The sequence below is a fragment of the Streptomyces sp. NPDC050433 genome (assembly GCF_044458565.1).
Taxonomy (GTDB): Bacteria; Actinomycetota; Actinomycetes; order Streptomycetales; family Streptomycetaceae; genus Streptomyces.
The window spans coordinates 11213-30813 of the sequence record NZ_JBITIB010000051.1; the positions used below are offsets into that span (position 1 = coordinate 11213).

General features: G+C 72.1%; 14 protein-coding genes. 5 read left to right on the forward strand and 9 right to left on the reverse strand.

Features of this window, described 5'->3' with window-relative positions:
* Window positions 1–34: 34 nt before the first annotated feature.
* Entirely contained in the window at window positions 35–3424 is a 3390-nt protein-coding gene (locus ACIBLA_RS36265) for an ATP-dependent helicase (protein ID WP_399201024.1), read from the reverse strand.
* Window positions 3425–3681: 257 nt separating this feature from the next.
* On the reverse strand, window positions 3682–4074 hold the full coding sequence (locus tag ACIBLA_RS36270; protein WP_399201025.1) for an MGMT family protein: 393 nt from the start codon (window positions 4072–4074) through the stop codon (window positions 3682–3684).
* A gap of 257 nt (window positions 4075–4331) precedes the next feature.
* On the opposite strand from ACIBLA_RS36270, the gene ACIBLA_RS36275 reads away from it, so the two are divergent.
* Window positions 4332–7109 (forward strand): lysylphosphatidylglycerol synthase domain-containing protein, encoded by a 2778-nt coding sequence (locus tag ACIBLA_RS36275; RefSeq protein ID WP_399201026.1) that lies wholly within the window; start codon window positions 4332–4334, stop codon window positions 7107–7109.
* A gap of 86 nt (window positions 7110–7195) precedes the next feature.
* Window positions 7196–8845, forward strand: a complete 1650-nt coding sequence (locus tag ACIBLA_RS36280) for an alpha/beta hydrolase (RefSeq protein ID WP_363241757.1) — start codon at window positions 7196–7198, stop codon at window positions 8843–8845.
* Window positions 8846–8946: 101 nt separating this feature from the next.
* Here ACIBLA_RS36280 and moeZ read toward each other — a convergent pair whose 3' ends face one another.
* The 7 genes from moeZ to ACIBLA_RS36315 all read right to left on the reverse strand — a co-directional run bounded on the left by moeZ (window position 8947) and on the right by ACIBLA_RS36315 (window position 17774).
* Window positions 8947–10125, reverse strand: coding sequence for an adenylyltransferase/sulfurtransferase MoeZ (gene moeZ / locus ACIBLA_RS36285; RefSeq protein WP_363241631.1), 1179 nt, complete (start codon window positions 10123–10125; stop codon window positions 8947–8949).
* A 71-nt stretch (window positions 10126–10196) separates the two neighbouring features.
* A complete protein-coding gene (locus ACIBLA_RS36290; protein ID WP_363241632.1) occupies window positions 10197–10976 on the reverse strand; it encodes a spherulation-specific family 4 protein in 780 nt (259 codons plus the stop codon).
* Complete coding sequence (locus tag ACIBLA_RS36295; protein ID WP_363241633.1) at window positions 10964–11953, reverse strand: NAD-dependent epimerase/dehydratase family protein; 990 nt, start codon at window positions 11951–11953, stop codon at window positions 10964–10966. The genes ACIBLA_RS36290 and ACIBLA_RS36295 overlap by 13 nt, the downstream gene beginning before the upstream one ends.
* Window positions 11954–12156: 203 nt before the next feature.
* The gene (locus ACIBLA_RS36300) at window positions 12157–13308 is read right to left on the reverse strand and encodes a hypothetical protein (RefSeq protein ID WP_399201027.1); all 1152 of its coding nucleotides are present in this window, start codon (window positions 13306–13308) and stop codon (window positions 12157–12159) included.
* Entirely contained in the window at window positions 13301–15091 is a 1791-nt protein-coding gene (locus ACIBLA_RS36305; protein ID WP_399201031.1) for a DUF3492 domain-containing protein, read from the reverse strand. Before ACIBLA_RS36305 ends, ACIBLA_RS36300 begins: the two co-directional genes overlap by 8 nt.
* Before the next feature lie 209 nt (window positions 15092–15300).
* Complete coding sequence (locus tag ACIBLA_RS36310; RefSeq protein WP_399201028.1) at window positions 15301–16668, reverse strand: DUF3152 domain-containing protein; 1368 nt, start codon at window positions 16666–16668, stop codon at window positions 15301–15303.
* An 8-nt stretch (window positions 16669–16676) separates the two neighbouring features.
* Window positions 16677–17774: an alpha/beta fold hydrolase gene (locus ACIBLA_RS36315; RefSeq protein WP_399201029.1), complete on the reverse strand. Its 1098-nt coding sequence runs from the start codon at window positions 17772–17774 to the stop codon at window positions 16677–16679.
* Between the two features lie 190 nt (window positions 17775–17964).
* Between ACIBLA_RS36315 and ACIBLA_RS36320 the strand changes: the two genes are divergently transcribed.
* The 3 genes from ACIBLA_RS36320 (at window position 17965) to ACIBLA_RS36330 (ending at window position 19458) form a co-directional block, all read left to right on the forward strand.
* Window positions 17965–18234: a hypothetical protein gene (locus ACIBLA_RS36320; RefSeq protein ID WP_399201030.1), complete on the forward strand. Its 270-nt coding sequence runs from the start codon at window positions 17965–17967 to the stop codon at window positions 18232–18234.
* 198 nt (window positions 18235–18432) lie between these two features.
* Complete coding sequence (locus ACIBLA_RS36325; protein ID WP_147873983.1) at window positions 18433–19083, forward strand: TetR/AcrR family transcriptional regulator; 651 nt, start codon at window positions 18433–18435, stop codon at window positions 19081–19083.
* A 147-nt stretch (window positions 19084–19230) separates the two neighbouring features.
* On the forward strand, window positions 19231–19458 hold the full coding sequence (locus ACIBLA_RS36330) for a DUF3107 domain-containing protein (RefSeq protein ID WP_023538836.1): 228 nt from the start codon (window positions 19231–19233) through the stop codon (window positions 19456–19458).
* Window positions 19459–19601: the final 143 nt, after the last annotated feature.

Genomic DNA, 19601 nt, shown 5'->3' on the forward strand with positions numbered 1-19601 from the left:
CATGTGCACGAGGGGATTCATCCGGGAGAGGCATTCACTCCACGATCTGCTGCCCCTCGGGCCGCGCACTGCACGACGCGCGGAAGGAGCAGTGCGCGCAGTGCTGGCCGGTGCTGGGGGTGAAGCGTTCGTCCAGCACGCGCCCGGCCGCCGTCGCGAGCAGATCACCGACCCACTCGCCCGCGAGCGGCTCCTGCGCCTGGATCTTGGGCAGGTCCTCGCCGCCCTCCTTCTTGGCCGCCGCCTGCCTCAGTTGTACGAGTTCGGCACCGCCCGGCTCCGGCCGCCGCCCGTCGAAGACGTCGTCCACCGCGCCCTCCCCCACCGCGAGCTGGTACACGGCGAGCTGGGGGTGGTGCGCGACCTCCTCTTTGGTAGGAGCCGCTTTGCCGGTCTTGAAGTCGACGACGTAGGCACGCCCTTGGGTGTCCTGCTCCACCCGGTCCATGGAGCCGCGGATCCGTACCTCGTACGCGCCCGCCTCAAGAGTGACGTCGAATGCGTGCTCGGTGGCCGCCGGTGTGCGCCCGGCGCGGTCCATCACATGCCAGCGCAGGAAACGCTCCAGCGCCACGCGCGCGTGGCTCTTCTCCTGCTGGGACTTCCAGGGCGCGTCGAAGGCGAGCGCGTCCCAGACCGAGTCGAGCCGCTCCATCAGGACGGCCAGGTCGGCGGGGGTGCGGCCGGAGGCCACCTCGTCGGCCAGGACGTGCACGACATTGCCGAAGCCCTGTGCGGCGGTGGACAGTTCGTCCGCCTTGACCTCGCGCCCGAGGAACCACTGGAGCGAGCAGGTGTTGGCGAGCTGGTCCAGCGCGCTGCCGGAGAGAGCGACGGGCTGGTCCCTGTCGCGCAGCGGGACAGCGCTGTGTGTCGGCTCGTACAGGCCCCACCAGCGGTCCGGGTGGGCGGCGGGGACGAGCGGCTGGCCCTCCTCGTCGCTCAGCGCGGCGAGCCTGGCGAGCCGTCGGGCCGCCGCGTCGCGCAGCACGGGTGTCGCCCGCGGGTCGACGGTCGTGGCGCGCAGCTCGGCCACGAGCGCGGCGACGGCGAGCGGCCGGCGCGGCCGGCCGGTGACGTCCCTGGGGTCGACGCCCAGTTCGGTGAGAAAGCGCGACGGCTGGTCGCCGTCGTCCGCGGGGGCCTTGACCGCCGTGACGACGAGCCGTTCGCGGGCGCGGGTCGCCGCCACGTAGAAAAGGCGTCGCTCCTCTGTAAGGAGGGCGCCCGGAGTGAGGGGCTCGGCCAGACCGTCACGGCCGATCCTGTCCGCCTCCAGAAGAGAGCCGCGTCGCCGCAGATCGGGCCAGAGCCCCTCCTGGACTCCCGCGACGACGACGAGCCGCCACTGAAGGCCCTTGGAGCGGTGCGCGGTCATCAGACGAACGGCGTCGGGCCGTACGGACCTGCCGCTGAGGGTGTCGGCGGCGATGTCCTGCGCGTCGATCTCCTCAAGGAAGTTGAGGGCGCCGCGCCCGCCCGTGCGTTCCTCGGCCCGTGCCGCGGCGTCGAACAGAGCGCACACGGCGTCGAGGTCCCGGTCGGCGTTACGGCCCGCGGCGCCGCCGCGCAGGGCGGAACGCTCCAGCCGCCCCGGCCAGGGGGTGCCGTCCCACAGCTCCCACAGCGCCTCCTCGGCGGTGCCGCCGCCCGCCAGCAGGTCACGCGCCTTGACGAGCAGCGCGCCGAGCCGCTGGGCGCCGCGCGCGTGGGCGGGGTCGTGCGTGACGAGCCGCTGCGGTTCGGCGAGGGCGCGGGCCAGGAGTGTGTCGGAAGGCGGCGGTACGCGGTTCCCGGCGGCCCGCTCCTCGTCGCGCAGGGCCCGGCCGAGGCGGCGGAGGTCGGCGGCGTCCATACCGCCGAGGGGCGAGCCGAGCAGCGCGAGCGCGGTCTCGACGTCGAGCCAGTCGCCCTCGATTCCCGGACCGGCCCCGGTATCGGGATCGTCATCGGTCCCGGCTTCGGAGTCCGGGCCGTCCGTCGCCGTCTCCGTCGCCGCCTCTGCCCCCGTCTCCCCGTGCGCCGACCGGACCGCCGCCGTCGCGACCGCGCGCAGCGCCGTCAGCAGCGGTGAGACCGCCGGTTCATGACGCAGCGGCACATCGTCGCCGTCGATCTCCAGCGGCACGCCCGCCGAGGTCAACGCCCGCCGCACGGCCGGGATGGTCCGGCCCCCGGCCCGCACCAGCACCGCCATCTCGCTCCACGGCACGTCCTCTTCAAGATGCGCGCGCCGCAGGATGTCGGCGACGTTCTCCAGCTCGGTCGAAGCGGTCGGGTAGGTGTACGTCTCGACCCGGCCGCCCTCGCGGACCGCCGCCAGCTCCCGGTGCGCCCGTACCTTCGCGGCCGGCAGGCGGTTGAGCGGCATCCGGCGGGTCAGCAGCCGGGTCGCCGCGAGCAGCCCCGCCCCGGAGCGCCGGGACGTCGTCAGAACCTCCACCGGGGCCGGACGGCCGTCCGCGCGCGGGAAGGTCTCCGGGAAGTCCAGGATGCCGTTCACGTCAGCGCCCCGGAACGCGTAGATCGACTGGTCCGGGTCGCCGAACGCGACCAGCGTGCGCCCGTTCCCGGCCACCGCCCTGAGCAGTCTGACCTGTGCCGGGTCGGTGTCCTGGTACTCGTCGACGAACACCGCGTCGTACTGGTCGGCCAGCCGTTCCGCGATCTCGGGCCGCTCGGCGAGGAGCACGGCCCGATGGACGAGTTCGGCGTAGTCCAGGACGCCTCGCATGTCCAGGACGTCGAGGTATTCGGCGAGGAAGGAGGCGGCGGCCGTCCAGTCGGGGCGGCCCGTACGGCGCGCGAAGTCGGCCAAGGAGTCCGGGCCCAGCCCCAGTTCGCGGCTGCGGGCGAGCACCGCGCGCACCTCGTCGGCGAAGCCGCGCGTGGTGAGGCACGCCCGCAGTTCGTCGGGCCAGCGGATGTGCGCCAGCCCCTCCCGCTCCAGGTCGAGCTGGCCGGCGAGCAGTTCCCGTACGGCGACGTCCTGTTCCGGTCCTGAGAGCAGCCGCAGGGGCTCGGTGAAGAGGTCGGCCCGCTGGTGGGCACGGATCAGCGCGTAACAGAATGAGTGGAATGTGGTCGCCTGCGGCCCCTGCGCGCCGCCCAGCCTGACCGCCGTACGGTCGCGCAGTTCGACCGCCGCCTTGCGGCTGAAGGTGAGGACGAGCATCCGTTCCGGATCGACACCACGCGCGACCCGCGCGGCGACGCTCTCGACCAGCGTGGTCGTCTTCCCCGTGCCCGGACCGGCGAGTACGAGCAGCGGTCCGCGGCCATGGTCAACCACCGGGCGCTGTGCTGCGTCCAGCACAGGGGGATCCACCGTGACCGGGGCCGTACGCACCAGCCGGTACGCACCGGAGGCCCGCTGCCGTACCCGACGGTGCGGGGTACGCCCGGTGAAAGAGGAGGAGCTCACGTGGATCGCCGGTCCTGGAGGGGGTGCTGGTGGTGACGGGGGCTTCTGAGGTGTGTGGGTCGCGAGCTGACGAGGCTACGCCGAGGGACGGCGCGGAGGCGGGGAGTCCGCCCGATGATCTGTCGGCCTGCGCGGATACCGCGGGCACGGTGATCACAGCGATCACGGTGGTCGCGGCGATCAGGGAGTCCGGTCATCCGTACGGTCCTCAGCAGACTCGCAGGATCTCCCGCCGCGCAGCGGAATGTCAGAAACTGTCAGATATGAGCAGCATCGTCCGCACCCGGGCCTGTTTCCGCCGACCGGCCGTCCCATCGCGCCCGTTTCATATCGAGGCGCGGCACGTGCCCCTCGGCGCTGCGCGAGGCCTCCCGCAGCGGGGTGCCCTCCTCGCGGTAGTGGGCCAGGGCCCGCAGCTCATGACCGGCCAGCAGCACACCGTCCGAGCGGACCACACGCCACCAGGGCACCGCCCCGCCGTACAGCGCCATCGTGCGGCCGACCTGGCGGGGGCCGCCCTCGCCCAGCCACTCGGCGACATCGCCGTATGCCATGACCCGGCCGGGCGGGATCAGGTCGACCACGTCGAGCACCCGCTCCGCGTACTCGGGCAGGTCTCCGGACACCTCGTCGGGCTCGTCGCTCCTCATCCGTCCCATCCTGCCGCACGGCACCGACACTGCGCCCGGCCACCGGCCGCGGCCCGGCAGGCTGGTCGGCAGGACGCCCGGCAGGCTGCTCGGCGGGCTGCCCGCACGCCTTGGCACAGCCGACGCGGTGTTCCCCAATGCACCCTGATACCCCCCTCTGTCACCCTGGCGTGCCACCATCATCCGGGCGGTGACTGGTGATACGAGATCAAAAAGACACAGACTCGACGAAGGAGCAGGGCGTGCAGCCTCCGACGGTGGCGAGCACCTCTGACGCCGAGTCGCGCCCGGAGACGGCCCCCGAGAACGAGAAGACCGGCACCGGCAAGGACACCGGCAGCGAGCCCCACGCGGGCAAAGACAGGGACGCCGGGAAAGACAGAGGCACCGGCACCGACACCGACGGGGCCGCCCACCGCAACGTCCCTCCCGGAAGCCACGCCGACCCCCTCTCCGGCGACGAGCCGCTGCTCGCCGCCCGCGTGCACCGCCCGTCCGACCTGCTGCGCCTGCTCATCGGCATCCTCGCCATCGCCGTCGTCATCGGCCTCTCCGCCTTCGCCCACGGCACCACATCCGGCCTCGAACAGGACATCAGCAAGGGCACCGGCCAGGCCCCCGACCTGCTCGTCAAGGTCGCAGGTCTGATCTCCAGCATCGCCGTGCTGCTCGTCCCGGTCGCCTTCGCGATCGAGCGGCTGATCAAACGCGACGGCCTGCGGATCGCCGACGGTGTGCTCGCCGCCGTCCTCGCGCACGGCGTGACGCTCGCCACCGATCTGTGGGTCGCCCGTGCGGCCCCCGGATCCATCCAGGACGCGCTCACCCGCGCGCAGCCGGGCCAAGGGCTCACCGATCCCGTACACGGCTATCTCGCACCCGTCATCGCCTACATGACCGCCGTGGGGATGGCCCGCAGACCCCGCTGGCGCGTCGTGCTGTGGGTGGTGCTGCTGCTCGACGCGTTCGCGATGCTGGTCGCCGGCTACACCACGCCGTTCTCGATCATCCTCACCGTGCTGATCGGCTGGACCGTCGCGTACGGCACGCTCTACACGGTCGGTTCACCGAACGTACGGCCCACCGGCCAGACCCTGATGGCGGGTCTTCGCCATGTGGGTTTCCGCCCCGTCAGCGCGATGCGCGCCGAGCTGGAGGAGGGCGGCGACTCGGTCGAACAGGGCGAGCGGGGCCGCCGCTACCTGGTGACCCTCGACGAGGGCCCACCGCTGGACGTCACGGTCGTCGACCGCGAACAGCAGGCGCAGGGCTTCTTCTACCGGGTCTGGCGCCGTCTCACCCTCCGCTCGATCACCACCCGCCGCTCGATCCCCTCCCTGCGCCAGGCGCTGGAGCAGGAAGCACTCCTCGCGTACGCCGCCATCGCCGCCGGCGCCAACGCCCCCAAGCTGATCGCAACCTCCGAACTCGGCCCCGACGCCGTCATCCTGGTGTACGAGCACACGGGCGGCCGTTCCCTGGACTCGCTGTCGGACGACGAGATCACCGACGAGCTGGTGCGCGGGGCCTGGCAGCAGGTCAGGGCGCTCCAGTCGCGCCGTATCGCCCACCGGAGGCTCACCGGCGACGCGCTGCTGGTCGACCGGGACGGCAAGGTGATCGTCACGGATCTGCGCGGCGGTGAGATCGCCGCGGGCGACGTGATCCTGCGGATGGACACCGCGCAGCTCCTCACCACGGTCGGCCTGCGGATCGGCGCCGAACGCGCGGTGGCCGCCGCTGTGGACGTCCTCGGCCCCGACGCCGTCGCCGACTGCCTGCCGCTGCTCCAGCCGATCGCACTCAGCCGCTCCACGCGCACGACACTGCGCCGGCTGGCCCGTGAACGCGCCCAGCGCGAGCGCGAGGCGGTGCTCCGGGCGTCCGAGGAGGCCAAGCACTCCCGTACGGAGGAGTTGGCGGCGGCGACCACCGAAGCCGATCGCAAGGCGGCCCGCCGGTCGCTGCGCGCGGAGAAGCAGGCCGAGAAGAAGGCCTTGGAGGACGCGCTGGAGGAGGTGCGCGAGGAGGATCTGCTCTCCCAGATCCGCGGGCAGGTGCTGCTGATCAGACCGCAGGCGCCGGTCGAGCCGGTCCGTCTGGAGCGCATCAGACCCCGCACGCTCGTCAGCTTCATCGCCGGTGCGATCGCCGCGTACTTCCTGCTCACACAGCTCGCGGGGATCGACTTCGGCAATGTCTTCGCCAAGACGCACTGGGGCTGGGTGGCCGCCGCCGTCGTGTTCTCGGCGCTCAGCTACGTCGCTGCCGCGATGAGCCTGCTCGGCTTCGTGCCGGAGCGGGTCGGCTTCCTGCGTACGGTCGTCGCACAGGTCGCCGGGTCCTTCGTCAAGATCGTCGCACCGGCGGCGGTCGGCGGGGTGGCGCTCAACACCCGCTTCCTGCAGCGCGCGGGCGTACGACCGGGGCTCGCCGTGGCCAGCGTCGGCGCCTCGCAGTTGTTCGGGCTCGGCGCGCACATCCTGCTGCTGCTCGCCTTCGGTTATCTCACCGGCACGGAGAAGACGACCTCTCTCACCCCGTCGAGGACGGTCATCGCGGGCCTGCTGACCGTGGCCGTACTGGTGCTGGTCGTCACCGCCATCCCCTTCCTGCGGAAGTTCGTGGTGACGCGGCTGCGGTCGCTGTTCGCGGGCGTGGTGCCGCGCATGCTCGACGTGCTCCAGCGCCCCATGAAGCTCGCCACCGGCATCGGCGGGATGCTGTTGCTGACCGGTCTGTTCGTGATGTGCCTGGACGCCTCGATCCGGGCCTTCGACGACGGGAATCAGCAGCTGAGTTACGCGAGCCTCGCCGTCGTGTTCCTCGCGGGCAACGCGCTGGGGTCGGCGGCGCCGACGCCGGGCGGTGTGGGCGCCGTCGAGGGCGCGCTGACGCTCGGTCTCATCGCGACGGGGGTTCCCAAGGAGGTCGCGGCCCCGGCGGTGCTGCTGTACCGGATGATGACGCTGTGGCTGCCGGTGCTGCCCGGATGGATCTGCTTCAACCACCTCACACGCAAGGGAGCCCTCTGACGGGGGCCCGTGGAGCGGCGCCACCACCCGGCTGGACCCCGGGCCGCGCGCCGCTCCTTCCCACCCCTCACCATGGGGAGATGCCGATGCCCTCCTTCTCCGCGTCCACCGCACCAGCCGGCCGGCGCCGCCCGGCGCTGACAGCCGTCACCGCCGTCGCCGTCGCCACGCTCCTGGCCGCCGCCGGTTGCTCCGGCTCCGACTCCGGCTCGGACAGCGGCCAGGGCGGGCAGACCAGCCAGAACGACCCGGACGGTCGGGACAAGAGCGACGCGACGACCGCGCCCCAGAACCTGACGTCCCAGAAGCTGGACTGGAAGGGGTGCCCCACCCCGTCGGCGGCCGAGGGCGGCGGTACGGCTCCGTCGCCGCTGCCCGGCGGCACCAAGTGGGAGTGCGCCTCCATGACCGCCCCGCTCGACTACGCGAAGCCCAAGGGCGACACCATCCAGCTGGCTCTGATCCGGGCGAAGACCAGCGACCCGGGCAAGCGCATCGGCTCCCTCGTCTTCAACTTCGGCGGACCCGGCGGCTCCGGTGTGGCCGGGCTGCCCTCCTTCGGCAAGGACTACGAGAAGCTGCGCACCCGCTACGACCTGGTCAGCTTCGACCCGCGCGGCGTCGGCCGCAGCGACCCCGTCGAGTGCAGGGACGACAAGCAGCTCGACGACTACTACGCGAAGGACATGACCCCGGACGACGGCGCCGAGGAGAAGTCGTACGTCGACGGCCTCAAGTGGTACGCCGGCGGCTGCGAGCAGCAGTCCGGCAAGGCACTTCCGCATGTCGGCACCGTCAACGCCGCGCGCGACATGGAGCTGATGCGCCAGGTCCTCGGCGACGACAAGCTCAACTACTTCGGCATCTCGTACGGCACCGAACTGGGCGGCGTCTACGCGCACCTGTATCCCAAGTCCGTGGGCCGCACCGTCTTCGACGCCGTCGTGGACCCGACCGAGGGCTCCGAACAGGGCTCGCTCGGCCAGGCCAAGGGCTTCCAGCTCGCCCTCACCAACTTCGCGAAGGACTGTGTGAGCCGCGGCGACGCGTGCACGCTGCCGGGCAGCACCCCGCAGGAGATCGAGAACTTCGTCGTCGAGCTTCTCGACCGGCTCGACAAGAAGCCGATCAACGGCCTGGGGGGCCGGAAGCTGACCCAGACGCAGGCCACCAACGGCATTGCCCAGGCGCTCTATTCGAAGGAGTACTGGCCACTGCTCGAACAGGGGCTGGACGAGGCAGACGGCGGCAGCGGCGCGCTTCTGCTCGTCCTGTCGGACGCGATGAACGGCCGCAACGAGAAGGGCCAGTACAGCAACATCCAGGCGGCCAACGCGGCGGTCAACTGCGTCGACTCCAAGCAGCGTTTCACGCTCGCGCAGACGAAGGCGAAGCTCGCCGAATTCCGCGCGGTGTCGCCGGTGTTCGGCGACTTCCTCGGCTGGGGCCTGCTGAGCTGCTCCGAGTGGCCGGTTCCGGGCGAGCGGGACAAGCCCGACGTCAGCGCCCCGGGCGCGGCCCCGATCCTGGTCATCGGCAACACCGGTGACCCGGCCACGCCGTACGAGGGGGCGCGGGCGATGGCGCAGGCGCTCGGCAAGGGCGTCGGCATCGAGCTGACGTACGAGGGCCAGGGGCACGGCGCGTACAACAGTGGCAGCACGTGTGTGCAGAACGCCGTGAACGGCTATCTGCTGGACGGCAAGGTGCCGAAGTCCGGGACGGTCTGCAAGTGACCCCGTGAGGTGGCGGGGCGCCCGCATGTTCCCGCATACGTTAGGAGGCCGGTCCACGCGTGGCGTGGACCGGCCTCCTACGTATGTATGGACCTTGTCGATCAGTAGATCGGCTTCTCCGGCTCGATCTGGTTGACCCAGCCGACCACTCCGCCGCCGACGTGCACGGCGTCGGCGAAACCGGCCGACTTCAGCACCGCGAGCACTTCCGCACTGCGGACACCCGTCTTGCAGTTCAAGACAATCTTCTTGTCCTGCGGCAGATCCTGGAGCGCGTTCCCCATCAGGAACTCGTTCTTCGGGATCAGCCTGGCGCCCGGAATGGAGACGATCTCGAACTCGTTCGGCTCCCGCACATCGATCAGCTCGATGTTCTCGCCGTCGTCGAGCCACTCCTTGAGCTGCTTCGGAGTGATCGTCGAACCGGCCGCCGCCACCTGCGCCTCCTCGGACACGACGCCACAGAAGGCCTCGTAGTCGATGAGTTCGGTGACGGTCGGGTTCTCGCCGCAGACCGCGCAGTCGGGGTCCTTGCGGACCTTGACCTGGCGGTACTGCATCTCCAGCGCGTCGTAGATCATCAGGCGGCCGAGCAGCGGCTCACCGATGCCCGCGAGGAGCTTGATCGCCTCGTTGACCTGGATGGATCCGATCGACGCGCACAGCACGCCGAGGACGCCGCCCTCGGCGCAGCTCGGCACCATGCCGGGCGGCGGCGGCTCCGGGTAGAGGCAGCGGTAGCAGGGACCGTGCTCGGACCAGAAGACGCTCGCCTGACCGTCGAAGCGGTAGATCGAGCCCCAGACGTAGGGCTTGCCGAGCAGCACGCACGCGTCGTTGACCAGATAGCGGGTGGCGAAGTTGTCCGTGCCGTCCACGATCAGGTCGTACTGGGCGAAGATCTCCATGACGTTCTCGGACTCAAGCCGCTCCTCGTGAAGAACGACCTTCACCAGCGGATTGATGCCGAGGACGGAGTCACGCGCGGAAGCGGCCTTCGAACGGCCGATGTCCGCCTGACTGTGGATGATCTGCCGCTGCAGGTTCGACTCGTCGACCTCGTCGAACTCCACGATGCCGAGCGTGCCGACACCGGCTGCGGCCAGATACATCAGCGCGGGCGAGCCGAGTCCGCCGGCGCCCACGACGAGCACCTTCGCGTTCTTCAGCCGCTTCTGCCCGTCCATCCCGACATCCGGGATGATCAGGTGACGGGAGTACCTGCGGACCTCGTCGACGGTGAGCTCGGCAGCGGGCTCTACCAGGGGTGGCAGCGACACAGGGACCTCAACAGGGGATTGGTCGATTGGTCAGTACGTTTGTTCCTTCGACAACACTGCCACGCGCCTTCTCATTCCGAGACACCCGGTCCGATCTGCGAGACAATTTCGTCCCAGTAGCCGGGCAGCGCCGCGAATGGGCTGCTTCGGCCGACCCGGTCGTCGTGATCGCTCCGGTCGTCGTGATCGCTCCGGTCGGTGAAGAAGATCGTGCCCGCGCCCTGCCAACGCGCGATCCGCATCGCCTCGTCCAGATGACTGCGGGGCACCCCGTGGACGAGATGCGCGAAACGCTCGGGCGGATGGTCCGCAGTCCACTCGGCCACCTGTGACCAGCGGTAGTCCGTCCACGGTCCGCGGAAGGTGACCAACTGGTCGGCGATCTCGGCGTATCCGGGGTACGGATGCGTCCCGTGGCCGAGGACCAGATGCCCGCCGGGAGCGATCGTGTCCAGCGTCGCCGCCGTGAGCCCGACGTCCGGGAGGTACGACGCCTGTGCCGGACACCGGTCCAGATAGAAGCCGTCGACGCGGTACCAGTCGTGGAAGTCGTGCGCCTCGGGGATGATCTCGCCGAAGCTCCGGGCGCCGTACGCGAGATCGAGATGCCCGAGCACCCTCACGCCCGCGTTCCTGAGCCGTCCCGCGGCCTCCAGACAGTGCGGGTCCGGCATACTGCCCGGCCCGTCGGCGACGTTGAGCACCGCCCAGTGCAACGGCGTGCCGGGGCGCGTCAGTTCGGCCCACTCGACCGGGGCGAGCAGCGGATGCGCGTAACCGGGGATGCCGAAGCCGAGCCCGGCGGCGCCGGTGGCCGACCGGCTGCCTCCGGTCGTCGTCAGATGCGACACGCGGCCTCCATCCAGATGTCGGCGAGCGACTCCTCCAGGTTGATCCGGGGCCGCCAGCCGAGCCGGTCGCGCGCGGTGCGGACGTCGGCCTGCTGCCAGCCGCCGCAGCCGTCGGGGTACGGGAACGGGCCGCTGCCCAGCTGCTCCGACGGGTGCTCGCCGCGCGGCGGCCCCAGGGTGGCCTGGCCGGCGTGCCCGTGCGCGGGGCGCTGCGGTCCGGCGGGCCCGTCCAACTCGTGCAGGGCGCCGCCGTATCCGGCGACCCTCGCGAGGACGGCGGCGGCGTCCCTGAGCCGGACCGCGCGCCCCGTACCGATGTTGACGACGCCCTGGGCGGCGGAGAGCGAGGCGGCGTGCACGGCGCGGGCCACGTCGCGTACGTCGACGAAGTCGCGCTGTACGCCGAGACCGCTGAGCTTCAGCTCGCCGTCGCCGGACTGCATGGCGCGGCGCATCGCCTCGGCGAGCCGGCCGAGCGGGGAGCCCGCGGGGGTGCCGGGTCCGACGGGCGAGAAGACCCGGAGCACGACGGCGTCGAGCCCCGCGCCGAGCACCAGCTCGCTGGCGGCCAGCTTGCTCACGCCGTACGGCCCGCCGGGCCGCGGCACGGCGTCCTCGGCCGTGGACGAGCCGGGCTGGGAGGGCCCGTACTCGGACGAGCAGCCGAGCTGGACGAGGCGGGCGCCGCACCCGCTGCGGCGCAGCGCCTCGCAGACGGTCGCGACGGCGACGGTGTTGTGCCGGGTCAGGTCGCGGGCGCCGCCCCGCGTGGCACCCGCGCAGTTGATGACGACTCCGGGGTGGACGGCGTCCAGGAAGCGGGTGAGGGCTCCGGGGCTGCCGCCGGCGAGGTCGAACCGTACGTCGGCGTCGTCGCCGCGGCCGAGTGCGGTCAGATGGACGGCCGGGTCGGCGAGCAGCCGGTCGGCGACGAAGCGCCCGAGGAAACCGTTGGCACCGAGCAGCAGGACCCTCATCGCGCCGCCCCTTGGTTCCGACGCGCCTGTGCTGGGGGTTGAGGGGTCATGTTCTGTCGTCTCCTTCAGAGGGTGGTGCGGTGTACTTCGGGTCAAGCCCGCGGCGTCGGCTCCGCGGGAGGTCTGTGGGGGGTGTGGGAGGTCCCTGGGTCCGGACGTGCGGCCCGGACGGGGGTGGTGCGCCGGAGGTGGGGGGTCACCGGTCAGGTGTGGGCCGAGGCCCGCGAGAGGGTGACGGCGGCGTGGATCAGCAGCCCGAGAGCGGCGGCGCCGCAGGCGAGCGCCGGTACGGCTCCGGCTCCCCCCGCGTCGACGAGCGCCCGGACGGGGGCGGAGACGGTCTCGAAGCCGGGGACACGGCCCGCCGTCACGAGGACGAGGGCCGAGGCCTCGGCCGCGCAGGCGGTGGCCAGGCCGGTCGCCGCCGCCTTCGGGAAGCCGTGGACGGTGAGGAGCCGGGCGAGGAGCAGCAGAGAGCCGAGGGCCACCGTGGCGCCGGGGTGACCGGCGCCAGTGCCCTGTTCACCTCCGAAGAGGAGTTCGGCGACGACGGCCAGGGCGGTCAGCGCGACGGCGTACAGGGCGAACAGAGTGAGCAGGACCGGCCGGGTCCGGGCGGCGAACTCGGCCAGTCCGCGGCTGTCGGCGATCCTGCGCCGCGCGTGTACCGACAGCAGATGGGCGCACCACTCGGCGGGGGCCACGGCGAACGCCAGGGCGAGGAGCGGCGCCGCCGCCTCGGCGAGGGGCGCCGTCCCGTCCTGGCCGGCGCCGCTCCCCGCGTGCGGCAGCGCGTCGCCGTGGAGCACGTACGCCAGCAGCCAGCACACCCACAGCCGGGAGACGGGCGCCGTGTGGCCCTCGACGCGCAGCGGGCCGCGCCGGAGGGCGACGGTGAGCGCGATGGCGAGGGCGCCGGCCCCCGCCGCGACTATCGCGAGCCGGATGCCTTCACCGGAGCCGTCGGCACCGCCGACGTGTCGCAGAGCGACGAGGGCGACGGCGCACACCGCGCCCGGTAGCAGGCTGCGCAGCGCCCAGCCGGCGCGCGGGTCGGTGGAACGCGCCGGACGAAACGGTGTCGGTACGGCGGCGTCCGTGCCGCTGTCGGCGGCGCGCGGCACGCGCGCGTACAGCTCCTCCGCGAGCGAGAAGACGTCCCGGTGCCGGAAGCGGGCGGCGGCCCGGTCGGTGACGCCGTGCGCCTCCAGACCGGCCGCGATCTCCAGCGGGTCGACGGCGCGTTCGCACAGTTCGCGGTGGCTGTGCATCAGCGTCTTGACGGGGTCGGCCGGGCCCGCGCGCCGCGTGGGTCTCGTCGTCGTCCCCGTGGGGGTGGTGCCCGCGTCAGACATCGCTCTCCCCCAGGGAACGTCCGGCACCGGCACCGACGCCGACCGCCTCCGTAGGACGCGGGGCTCGTGACGCCCCGGTCAAGGACATGGACATGGGTACGGGCACGGCCGCGGGCGGGGGCATCGGTACGGTCCTGGCCTGTCCGGCGGTCCACCGACCGGGGACGTACGCCTCCGCCGGGTTGGCGAACGGCAGCGGTTCGCCGTGCGCGTCCACGGTCTCCGCCGAACGCCGGACCGGGGCGTGCGAGATCAGCTCCAGGTAGATGCCGCGGAAGGCCGCCACGTTCTGCTCGACGGTGAAGAGTTCGAGCGCGCGGACCCGCGCGGCGGCGCCCAGGCGTGCGCGCCGCTCCGGGTCGCGCAACAGCGCGACACAGGCGCCGGCGAGCGCCCGCGGATTGCGCGGGGGCACCACGAGCCCCGTACCACCGATGACTTCGACGACCGCGCCCACGTCGGTGGAGACCGTCGCGCGCCCGCAGAACATCGCTTCGACCAGGCTGACCGGGAAGCCCTCGACGATGCTGGACAGGACGATCACCCCGCCCGCCGCGTACGCGTCGACCAGCTCCGGCGCGGCGGGCCCGCCGACCTCCTCGAAGGAGACGCAGTTGTCGCCCACGGCGTGCGCGTCGGCCGCCTCGTCGGGGAACAACTGGGCGGCCAGCGCGCGGCAGTGGGCGAGATACGTGGTCGCCTCCGGCCCCTGCGCGGCGGCGCCGATGATCCGCAGCCGCGCGTCGGGCTCCTCCTTACGGATGTCGGCGAAGGCGTGCAGCAGGGAGATGAGGTCCTTGGCGGGCTCGATGCGTCCGACCCAGACGAGGGTGCGCGGATCGCCCGCGTGACCGCCGCCGTCACCGTGACCGCCGCCGTCACCGCCCTCGCCCAGCGCGGAGAAGCGCTCCGTCTCCATGCCGGGGTAGACGGTGCGGAGTTTGGCGCGGTCGGCGCCGCAGCGCTCCTGCCAGCGTCTGGCGTGGGTGTTGCCGGGGGTGATGACGGCGGCCTGCCGGTAGACCTCGGCGGCGAGCCGGCCCCGGAAGGCCGCGAGCAGGGCGCGCACCGGCGCGCGCAGGGGCGCTTCACCGCCGGGTCCGGCGGCCAGATAGTGGGCGCGGAGCTGGACGCCGTACTCGGTGACCAGCAGCGGCGTACCGAAGAGGCGTTTGGCCAGAAGTCCGGGCAGGGCGGCGGATCCGCCCGTCGTCGCGTGGCAGAGATCGACGGCGGCGAGGCCGTCGTCGTCGGTGTACCAGTCGAGGGAGAGCGGGCGCAGCGCGCGCTCCAACTGGTCGGCGAAGACCAGGTAGTCGGGCACCGTGGCACCGCGCACGCTCCGGCGTGCGCCGGGTGCGTGGCAGGCGGATTCCAGGATCCGTAGGGCGCCCTCCGAACGCAGGGCCGTGGCCAGGCCGCCATGGTCGCGGGCCAGTTCGGCGAGCCCGTACAGCCCTTCGGCGAAGGCGCTCTCGGCGGCGCCCTCGTCCGGGGCGCAGACGGCGGTGATCAGATCTCCGAAGTGCCCCACGAAGCGCCGTCGTTCGCGCCGTCCGTACGCCCTCCCGTCGCCCTCCGCCGACCAGAGGGGTGCGGTGCGCACCCCCCGCACCGAGGACGGCAGCTGGATCCAGCCGTTGCCCTCCTGGTGGGCGCTGCGGCTGAGCGCGTAGATGTCGAACTCGTGCTGCGCGAGCCCGCGTACGAGCCGGTCGCACCACAGCCTGGACTCACCCGTCGCATACGGGTAGCCACCGTCCGTGAGTAGTCCGATCCGCACGAGCACACCCCTGATCTCCCTTGTGGGAAGCCGCCGTTGGATCGGCGACTCGCAGCGGGACGACCGTAAGCGGACATGACGGTGGAACGGCGGACGGTTGTCCGTCGCACCACCAGAAGGGGTGAATGCACGTAACTTTCCCACCGCGGTAGCGTTCCGTCGCGGTAAGGACTCATCCGGTCACACTGCGTCAGGCTCCGGCCGACGCCTCAACTGCCGGGATACGCCCAGGGGTTGGGCTTGCACTTCACGCCGCCGAGATCGAGCGTCTTGGTCTGCTGCTGCATCACGGGGGCGAGCGAGCCCGGCGTCCGGCAGCTCACGTGGCCGTATCCGAGCCGGTGCCCGATCTCGTGGTTGATCAGCATCTGCCGGTAGGAGTGCATCGCCTTGGAACCGTACGTCTTGGCCCCCCGCGCCCAGCGGTAGGCGTTGATCATGACGCGATCGGTCGAGGCGGAGTCGCAGGACACATTGTCGACGGTGGTGTCCAGACCGGACTTGGCGCACCACTCCGCCGTCGTCCCCGGACTTGCCAGCGTGATCACGAACTCGGGTGAGCCGCCGGAGATCCTCTCGAAGGTCATGGCTCCGTTGTGGGCCCAACTCCGGTCGTCGTTCAGGGTTTTCTGCACGGCGTCGGCGAACAGTTTCTCGTCGAGACCGAGGCCCTTCTCGATGTCGATCCGGTAGCGGACCTTGCGGCCCTCACCGGGCGCCTCGGCGAGCCCGCGGACCGCCTCGAACTCCCCCGACCCGCTCAGATCGGCGGCCAGCGGGAACTGCTTGGCCATCAACTGGCCGTAGGTGGGAGGCGGCGCCGGGGCCCGGACGGCGGGCCCCTTCGACGGGGTCGACCTGCCGTCGGACCGCGACGTGTCGAGCTCGCCGTCACGGGCGTGCCCGCCGGAGGGCAGCGCGTCGGCACGGGGGTTCCGGCCGTCGGCGACCTGGCCGGCCACCACGACGGCGAGCACCGTCGTCACGGCCGCCGCGGCGATCCCGGTGAAGGTGCGCCCCAGACCGCCCTTCGCGGGCCGCTCACCGTCGCCTGCGGCGTCCGGGGCGGTTGTGGGGTCTGTGGGGTCGCCCCGGTCGGAGCCGCGGCCGGAGTCGGCGGAGGAGGCCGTACGGGGACGGCTGCCCTCGTCGTCCCAGTCGGTGACGGGGGCGTGCGGATCGGGCCGCCACCGCGCGGCGTCGGTGTCGGTGCCGCTGCCGGATCCGTACGGAGGAGGCGGCGCGTCGAAGGCATCGACGAACTCGCGGCGCGGCCCCGGCACCCGGTGCTGGCCGGGCGGCGCCGAACGCGTCTGCCGGCCCGGCCCCTGCGGGTACGCGGGCCCCTGCGGGCCGCCCTGCCCGTCCCCGTAGCGCCGCTGATCGCCCCAGCCGCCGCCCGGCTCACGGTGCTCGGGGTGCCCGCCGCGCACCTGCGGCACGCCGTGCGCGGGGGTGCCGTGCGGCGGTGCGGCGCGTTCCCGTTCACCGAGGGGCGGCGGGCCGCTCGCGGCCGGGGCGCTCTTCTTGCTGTCGGATCGCTGGGGTGCGGGGCCTTTACGGCTGTGTCGTCCCACGCCCCGGATCAGCTCCTGCCACTGTCGTTGTTGCTGTCGTTGCCGTCATCGCCACCGCCACCGCTGCCGAAGAAGATGCCGCCGTCTCCACCCTCTTTACGGCCGGCACGCTCGTTCGTCTCATGCCTCACGCCCTCCGATGCGTCGCCCGACAGCGCGTCGGACTCCTGAATGAGACTCCGCGCGGCCTCCGCGACCACCTTCGGGTACTCCATCATGGCAACATGCCCGGCGTCCGGAAGCGTCAGGAGTCGGGAATCACGGAAAGCGGTGGACGCCTTTCGTGCCATTCGGTAGGAAACGAGCTGATCCCGCCCTCCGTACACCAGCAGTGTCGGCGCGAGAACCCGCTCGGCCTGACGCCACAGCCCTTGCTGCCCGCCGAGGGTGTACGCGTCGACGAGGCCCCGCGCGGAGCGCGTCATCGCCTCCCAGAAGTACGGAAGGCACTGCCGCCGCTCCATCTCCTCCACCGCGTGCCGCAGCCCCTCCTCGGAGACCCGGCCGGGGTCGCCGTAGCAGAGCTCTATCACCCCGCGCGTGCGCTGCTCCGCCGTCCACTCGCGCGTCATCCGTCCGAACAGCGCGGCGACACCGGGCACGGCCAGCAGGGCCGTCGGCAGGGCGTTGCGCTGCACGCGGATCTCGGGCAGGGCGGGCGAGACGAGCGTGAGCGTGCGCACCAGGTCGGGGCGGGCGGCGGCGATCCGGGTCGTGACGGCGCCCCCCAGGGAGTTGCCGAAGAGATGCACCGCGCCGTGACGGCCCGCGTCGAGCAGCCGGATCACGGCGCGCGCGTGGGCGTTGACCGAGTAGTTGCGGTCCTGCGGCGGCGGGGAGTCGCCGAAGCCGGGCAGGTCGACCGCCTCGCCGTCGACCACGTCGGCCAGCAGGGACATCAGGTCGGACCAGTTCTGCGAGGAGCCGCCGAGGCCGTGCACGTACAGCGCGCGCGGCAGTCCGGGGCGCCTCGGCGGCCGGGAGCGTACGTTCAGGGTCAGCCCCGCCAGGGCGACCGAACGCAGCCGCTCACCGTCGGCGACCCGGACGGTGCTCACGCGCGGCACCGCGGCGGCGAGGGTTTCCGGCAGCTCGGTCGAAGACATGCGGGCAATGTTACGAGACGATCACGCGCCGATTCGCGTGTTCACCGTCACAGGACGCATAGCGTCGAGGGTACGGACCTCCTACCCTCGTAAGTACACGTGCTGTGCATGTGTACGTATTCGCCTCATTTCGCGAATGCGCGCGGAAGACGGAAGACGGCGGAAGACGGCCGGAGAGGAAGGGTGCCCCATGCCGGCGGACCCGAGCGACCCGGACACATTCCCGAAGTACATCGACAGGACCGACACCGACAAGGAAGAGCGGGCCGCCGGGGCGGACTCCGGCGAACTCGAAGAACTCGGCACGGAGACCCCGGAGGCCGACGCCGCCGAGCAGCACACGGACGTACGACCGTCCGACGACGATCCGCCGACCCGCATCGACACGGCCGAGGCCGACGAGGCCGACGCCGCCGAGCAGGCACGTACGGTCACCCTGGACGAGGACGACTACCGCTGAGCAACCGCTCAGGGCCCGGTCCGCTTCTGTCGGCATTGGATACTTTCCTCCGCCGACGCACGCGCGGCCGGACGGACATCCGACTCCCCGACTGTCCGGTCCGTGAAATTCTGCGACCTGACCACGCACAGCCGGGTTACCCAAAAGTACGATGGCAAGGCGGCGCACAGCGCGCACGGAACGATTCTGGGAGGCGGCGTGACAGCCATAGAGCAGACCGAGGCAGCGCGCCCGCGAGGCACGCGCCTGCCACGCCGCGCTCGACGCAATCAGCTTCTGGGCGCGGCTCAGGAAGTCTTCGTCGCACAGGGTTACCACGCCGCGGCGATGGACGACATCGCGGAGCGGGCCGGCGTCAGCAAGCCGGTCCTCTATCAGCACTTCCCGGGCAAGCTGGACCTGTACCTGGCCCTTCTCGACCAGCACTGCGAGGCCCTGCTGCACGCGGTGCGCACGGCCCTGGCGTCGACGACCGACAACAAGCTCCGGGTCGCGGCCACGATGGACGCGTACTTCGCCTACGTCGAGGACGAGGGCGGCGCGTTCCGGCTGGTCTTCGAGTCCGACCTGACGAACGAGCCCGCCGTGCGCGAGCGCGTCGACCGGGTGGCGCTCCAGTGCGCGGAGGCGATCTCCGACGTGATCGCGTCGGACACGGGCCTCTCCAAGGAGGAGTCCATGATGCTGGCCGTCGGGCTCGGCGGCGTCTCCCAGGTGGTGGCGCGCTACTGGCTCTCCAGCGAGTCGGTCATCCCGCGCGACAAGGCGGTGGAACTTCTCACCTCGCTCGCCTGGCGCGGCATCGCCGGATTCCCGCTGCACGGCAGCGAGCAGCACCCCGGCGCCTGACGCGCGCCCGGTCCCTCGGACCCCTCGGTCCGTGTTCGCTGCGGGCGTGCCCAGCCACCGTCCGGAGCGGTGCCTCTCCGGGCTAATGTGTCCTGCGTACCGCGCGGTTGACCGCGCAACGCACCGACCGTTCGGAGGGACATAGCGGTGGAGGTCAAGATCGGCGTGCAGCACACGCCCCGCGAGATCGTTCTGGAGAGCGGGCAGTCCGCCGAGGAGGTCGAGAGCGCCGTGGCCGACGCACTCGCCGGCAAGGCGAAGCTGCTCAGCCTCACTGACGAGAAGGGGCGGAAGGTGCTCGTACCGGCCGAACGGATCGCGTACGTGGAGATCGGCGAGCCGACGACACGACGAGTGGGCTTCGGCGCTCTCTAGTCCGACACGGCGGGACAGCACCACAGCGCACCACGGCGACAGAGGAGTGGGGGGGGGGGGGGGGGGGGGGGGGGGGGGCGGGGGGGGCGGGGGGGGCGGGGGGCCCCGGGGCGCCGCGGGCGGGGGGGGGGGGGGGGGGGGCG